This window comes from Xanthomonas sp. SHU 308 (genome assembly GCF_000364645.1).
GTDB lineage: Bacteria > Pseudomonadota > Gammaproteobacteria > Xanthomonadales > Xanthomonadaceae > Xanthomonas_A > Xanthomonas_A sontii.
Genome location: NZ_AQOK01000047.1, coordinates 1 through 6,037 on the forward strand (window position 1 = coordinate 1; position 6,037 = coordinate 6,037).

Genomic DNA, 6,037 nt, shown 5'->3' on the forward strand with positions numbered 1-6,037 from the left:
AGGGACTTCAGTCCCGACGCGCGGTCCGGCGGTGCCGGTGCAAGCATCTGCCGCAGGACGCACTGAAGGCGACGATGGAAGCAGCCGGCTTCGCCCGCAACCACTACAAGAACCTTGCCGGCGGCAGCGTGGCGATCCACTCGGCCACAAGATCTGAGTGGAGCCGGGATTGGGGATTGAAGATTCGGGATTCGTAGGCGCGCCGGCTGTTCGCTGCTGCAAATCCCCAATCCCCAATCCCCAATCCCCGCTTCGATTGAAGATTCGGGATGCGTCAGCGCGCGGCGCCGCACTGCCGTTGCGAATCCCCACTCCCGAATCCCCAATCCCGGCCTTCCGGTAGACTGCGAGTTTTCCTCGAACCGGTTACTGCCATGCGTTCCCCGTTCCTGTTGTTGTCCCTGGCCGCGATGGTCGCGTCCGGGTGTTCCCGTGAAGCGTCCGCGCCCGATGCGGCCGCCACTGCCGCCAAGCCGGCACCCGCCGCGGCCAAGCCGGCCGACCGCAGCCACGACGAGACCTCCTACGCCGAGCCGTCCAAGGTCGTGATCAAGGATCTGGCGCTGGATCTGAAGCTGGATTTCGACAGCAAGCAGATCGGCGGCACCGCCACCTACACGCTGGACTGGAAGGACAAGAGCGCCAAGCAACTGGTGCTGGATACGCGCGACCTGACCATCGAGAAGGTGCAGGCCGACGACGGCAAGGGCCAGCAGGCGCCGCTGCAGTACGCGCTGGCGCCGGCGGACAAGATCTACGGCAGCAAGCTGACCATCGAGGCGCCGACGCAGCCGCAGACGATCAGCATCACCTACCACACCGCGCCGACCGCCTCGGGCCTGCAGTGGCTGGAGCCGTCGATGACCGAGGGCAAGAAGCTGCCCTTCATGTTCAGCCAGTCGCAGGCGATCCACGCGCGTTCGTGGGTGCCGCTGCAGGACACGCCGAGCGTGCGCTTCACCTACAGCGCGCACGTGGTCTCGCGTCCGGACGTGATGGTGCTGATGAGCGCCGACAACGATCCCAAGGCGGTGCGCAACGGCGACTACCGCTTCAAGATGCCGCAGCCGATCCCGTCCTACCTGCTGGCGATCGCCGCCGGCGATCTGGTGTTCAAGCCGATCTCGGCGCGCTCGGGCGTGTGGGCCGAGCCGGCGATGGTCGACAAGGCGGCCAAGGAGTTCGAGGACACCGAGAAGATGATCGTGGCCGCGGAGACGCTGTACGGCCCGTATCGCTGGGGCCGCTACGACATGCTGGTGCTGCCGCCGTCGTTCCCGTTCGGCGGCATGGAGAATCCGCGCCTGACCTTCGCCACCCCGACGGTGATCGTCGGCGACAAGTCGCTGGTGTCGCTGATCGCGCACGAGCTGGCGCATAGCTGGTCCGGCAACCTGGTGACCAACGCCAGCTGGAAGGACATCTGGCTCAACGAAGGTTTCACCACCTACGTGCAGGCGCGCATCACCGAGGCGCTGTACGGCCCCGAAGCGGCGGAGATGGAGCGCGAGATCGACCAGACCGACCTGCTCGCCGAACTGAAGGGCATGAGCCCGGCCGACCAGGCGCTGGCGCTGCCGGCGCTGACCGAGCGCGATCCGGACGAGGCGCTGAGCCAGGTCGCCTACGTCAAGGGCGCATGGTTCCTGCAGTTCCTGGAGCAGCGCTTCGGCCGCGACACCTTCGATCCGTTCCTGCGCGGCTGGTTCGACGACCACGCGTTCCAGAGCGCCAACACCGACCAGTTCGTCGAGTACCTGAAGACCCACCTGCTGCCCAAGAAGCCGAACGCGGTGACCGCGCAGGAACTGCATGCGTGGCTGGACGAGCCGGGCATTCCGGCGTTCGCGCAGAAGGCGCGTTCGCGCAACTTCGCCATGGTCGACACCGCGCGCATCGCCTGGACCGGCAGCGGCACGTTGCCGGGCAAGCAGGTGACCGATGCCTGGAGCACCCAGGAGTGGACGCGCTTCCTCAGCGGCCTGGGCGAGAAGCTGACCCCGGCGCAGCTCAAGCAACTCGACGACGCCTACCACTTCACCGGCACCGCCAACGGCGAGATCGCCATGCGCTGGTATCCGCTGGCGATCCGCAGCGGCTACGTGGACGCGCGCCCGGCCGCCGGCGAGTTCATCGCCCGCGTCGGCCGCCGCAAGCTGATCCTGCCGATCTACGCCGAACTGGTGAAGACGCCGGACGGGCTCGCCTTCGCCGAAGAGGTGTTCGCCAAGGCCAAGCCCGGCTACCACCCGATCACCACGGTGTCGGTGCAGGACATGCTGGACAAGGCCAAGGCCGGCAGCACCGCGCACTGACGCAAGTCGCCCGCGAAAGACCGCGCACACGGCGCCGGGAGCACTCCCGGCGCCGTGTGCGTGTGTGCGGCCGGCGTGTTGCGACGATCGCGTCGCGCGGGGAGGGTGCGATGGTGGCGGCATGGCCGCGCCTGCGTTGCAGGACGTCGTCATCTGCGGCGTCGCATGCGCCGCCGGCATGAGGCGCGTGCCTGTGCAGTGCCGCCTTAACGGATTCCACACGCACCGCCGTCGATCAGCACGACCTGCTGCCACGCATTCGCGATATCCTCGGCAGTCCCGATGGTCCCCGGTCCATGCGCGCATGACCCCGTTCGCCACCGCCTCCCTGCTCTCCGCTGCAAGCGCCATCGCCACGGCAGGACAGTGCCGATGCCGATGCGAGCGGAATCACCTGCGCGTGTCGAGGCGCTGCTGAGATGAGCGACGCGCATCCACTGTCCGGTTCCCTGCTGGCCGCGCTGCCCGATGCCCGCGGTGGCGAAATCTTCACCGAACTGCTCCGGCGCTCCGGTTGCCGCGTCGAGCGCATCGTCTCGCACGGGCAGACCACGCCGCAGGAGTCGCCGTACCTGCAGGCGCACGACGAATGGGTGCTGGTGCTGCGCGGTCGCGCGCGGGTGGCGCTGTGCGATCGCGAGGTCGCGCTGGCGCCGGGCGACCATCTGTTCATCCCGGCCGATACGCCGCATTGGGTGACCTTCACCGATCCCGGGCAGCCGACCGTGTGGCTGGCCCTCCATCTCGGCGAAGCCGACGTGGTGGCGTGAGCGCATGACCGGCCTGCGCGCTCCGGTGTCCCCATGGTGATGGCGACCCTGGTCTTGATGATGCTGCTGCTGCTGGCTGGCGCCCTGGCGTTGCTGGTGTCGCTGCTGTGCGTGGCGCTCGTGGCGATGCCGATCGGGGCGCTGCTGGTGGCGCGCGATCCGTTCCTGCTGGTGCGCCTGGAGAGTCTGCGCCAGCGTCGCGGCAGCGGGCTGCGGCGGCGCCAGTCGCAGGTCGCCGGGCACACCTGGACCTATCTGGTGCGCGCCGCGGCCGATCCCGCCGCGCCGACCCTGCTGCTGGTGCATGGCTTCACCGGCAGCAAGGAGAACTGGCTGCCGCTGGCGCGCGCGCTGGGCACGCGCTATCACCTGGTGATCCCGGATCTGCCCGGCTGGGCCGAGAGCCAGCGCATCGCCGGGCAGGACTACGGCTTTGTGGCGCAGGCCGAGCGCGTGGCCGCGTTCGCCATGCAGTGCGCGCGCCGTGCGGGCAGCGAATGCGTGCTGCTCGGGCATTCGATGGGCGGCGGCATCGCGGCGCTGGCCGCGGCGCGCCATCCGGCGGTGTTCGACCGGGTCGGCCTGTTCAACGCCGCCGGCGTACGCTTCGCCGACAACGTGTTCGGCCAGGCGGTGCTGGACGGGCACAATCCGTTCGCGGTGCACGATGCCGCATCGCTGCAGCGCTACATCGACACCGTGTTCCTGCTCGAGCGCGCCAAGCCGCGCATTCCGCGCTGGGCGGTGCCGGCGGTGGTGGCCTGGCGTCGCCGCGAGGCCGATTTCGAGCAGCAGGTGCTGGCGCGCATCGGCCGCGGCGAGGAGGCGTTCCTGCCGTTCGAGGAAGCCGCGCACATCCGCCAGCCGACGCTGCTGCTGAACTGCGTGCAGGACGCGGTGATCGACGCCAGCGCGCTGGCGCTGTACGCGCAACGCCTGCCGCAGGCGATCCAGGTGCTGCTGGACGGCAGCGGCCACATGTCCATCGTCGAGAAGCCCGCCGAGGTCGCGCAGGCCATCGACACCCTGATCCAACGAGGAACCCCACGATGAAACGCATCCTGCTCGGCGCGCTGTGCGCCGTCGCCCTGGCCGCTTGCGGCGATCACGAGGCCGAGCGCAAGGCGCAGGCCGCGGCCGAAGCGCAGGCCAAGGCGCAGGCGGCCGACGACCTGGCCAAGCAGTACGACGCCGCGGTGAAGTCGGGCAACTGGGACCTGGCCCGGATCCACGGCGCGGCGCTGCTGCAGCAGTACCCCGGCTCGGACGCGGCCGAACGCATCCAGCCGGGCTACGCCGAGGTCAAGGCCAAGGGTGAAGCGGCGCGCGAGCTGCGGCGCATGCAGGCGGCCTGGCAGTACTCGCAGGTGCCGGCCGGCAAGGGCGTGCAGCGCTCGGCGATGCTGTACAGCCGCGACAAGGTCGATGTGGACGGCAGCGGACCCAAGCCGGTGCAACTGGTGTTCCGCGACCATCCGGAATGGAAGCGCAGCGCCTACCTGGTGCTGCAGTCCGGCGATTTCCGCTGCGCCGGCGGCTGCAAGGTGGAACTGAAGGCCGACGACGCGCCGCCGCACGCGGCCGCGGCCTGGCGGCCCAAGACCGACGAGGCCATCGCCATGTTCATCAGCGACGACAAGGCGCTGTGGAAGCTGGCGCGCAAGACCACGGTGCTGCAGATCACCTTCCCGGTGAAGGCCGGCGGCACCCGCACCGCGGTGTTCGAGACCGGCGGCCTGGACGGCGCGCAGATGCCGGGCTGGGATTGAGCGCGATGCATGCCGCCATGCCACCGCCGGCCGAGGCGCTGTGCCAGGTGCGCCACTGGGTGTTCGACATGGACGGCACCCTGACCCGCGCCGTGCACGATTTCGCGCTGATCCGCCGCGAACTGCAGATCCCGCCGCAGGCCGACATCCTGCAGCACCTGGCGGCGCTGCCGGACGCGCAGCGCGCCAGCAAGCACGCCTGGCTGCTGGAGCACGAGCGCGTGTTGGCCCAGGAGGCCACCGCGGCCAACGGCGCGCCGGCGCTGCTGCGGACCCTGCATGCGGCCGATTGCCGGCTGGCGGTGCTCACCCGCAACGCGCGCGAGCTGGCGCAGCTGACCCTGGAAGAGATCGAGGTCGACGACCTGTTCGAGGACGTCACCATCCTCGGCCGCGACGAGGCGCCGCCCAAGCCGCATCCCGGCGGCCTGCTGCAGTTGGCCGAGCACTGGGGCGTGGCGCCGCAGGCGCTGGCGATGGTCGGCGACCACGCCTACGACCTGCAGTGCGGGCGCCATGCCGGCGCCACCACCGTGCTGCTGCATCCGGACAATCCCTGGCCGGCGCTGGCCGACCTGCATTTCGCCGATTGCGCCGCGCTGCTGGCGTGGTGGCAGGACCGCGTCGGGCCGCAGTCGCACTGACTGCTGCGCGGCGGCTGACCGCCGCCGCGCGCCGCACCCTCCTTGGCGAGATCGGTGCAGGCGTGCCGGATGCGCACTCCCCGTCGCGCGCCCCGCCGTGCGCATCCGGCTGCGCCAGTGTGGCAAGCGCAGCGATGGCGCAGGGTGTGCCACCGGCACATGTGCTCACACTGCGCCACCTCCGATGCAACCGTGTGGCACAAAGTGTCACGTTTCCGGGACGCCCTCGACCGCGCTGGTGCGCGTCTCCGCGACGACAACCGGCGTCGTGATCCGTACCTCAAGGGATGTTGCATCGCAGCGCCGCGATGGCATGGACGTTGCTCGTATACATCCACGCTTCAGGTTCCGTGGCACACGCCGATAGGTGAAGTGACGCGGCTCTTCAACGAGGGGAGTAGAACGATGCACAGTCATTCACGTCGTACACAGGCTTGTACGCTGCTCGCGCTGGCCACTGCGCTGGCATTGGCGGGTTGCAAGAAGCAGGAAGAGGCTCCGGCGCCGGCCGCACCGGCCGCCGCACAGCAGCCGCCGGA

The 6,037-nt window shown here is 69.7% G+C and carries 6 protein-coding genes; all 6 read left to right on the forward strand.

Annotated features, from left to right (window positions below):
• Positions 1-197: class I SAM-dependent methyltransferase (locus D588_RS28335; RefSeq protein ID WP_232764199.1), on the forward strand; the 197-nt coding region annotated here is incomplete at its 5' end.
• A gap of 177 nt (positions 198-374) precedes the next feature.
• Positions 375-2,315 carry a M1 family metallopeptidase gene (locus D588_RS0102345; protein ID WP_017914829.1) on the forward strand — a complete coding sequence of 647 codons (1,941 nt, stop codon included), beginning with the start codon at positions 375-377 and terminating at the stop codon, positions 2,313-2,315.
• A 419-nt stretch (positions 2,316-2,734) separates the two neighbouring features.
• Positions 2,735-3,085 carry a cupin domain-containing protein gene (locus D588_RS0102350; RefSeq protein WP_017914830.1) on the forward strand — a complete coding sequence of 117 codons (351 nt, stop codon included), beginning with the start codon at positions 2,735-2,737 and terminating at the stop codon, positions 3,083-3,085.
• 33 nt (positions 3,086-3,118) lie between these two features.
• Entirely contained in the window at positions 3,119-4,138 is a 1,020-nt protein-coding gene (locus D588_RS0102355) for an alpha/beta fold hydrolase (protein WP_017914831.1), read from the forward strand.
• The gene (locus D588_RS0102360) at positions 4,135-4,854 is read left to right on the forward strand and encodes a hypothetical protein (protein WP_017910020.1); all 720 of its coding nucleotides are present in this window, start codon (positions 4,135-4,137) and stop codon (positions 4,852-4,854) included. The genes D588_RS0102355 and D588_RS0102360 overlap by 4 nt, the downstream gene beginning before the upstream one ends.
• Positions 4,855-4,859: 5 nt before the next feature.
• Positions 4,860-5,498 (forward strand): HAD family hydrolase, encoded by a 639-nt coding sequence (locus tag D588_RS0102365; RefSeq protein WP_017914832.1) that lies wholly within the window; start codon positions 4,860-4,862, stop codon positions 5,496-5,498.
• Positions 5,499-6,037 lie beyond the last annotated feature (539 nt).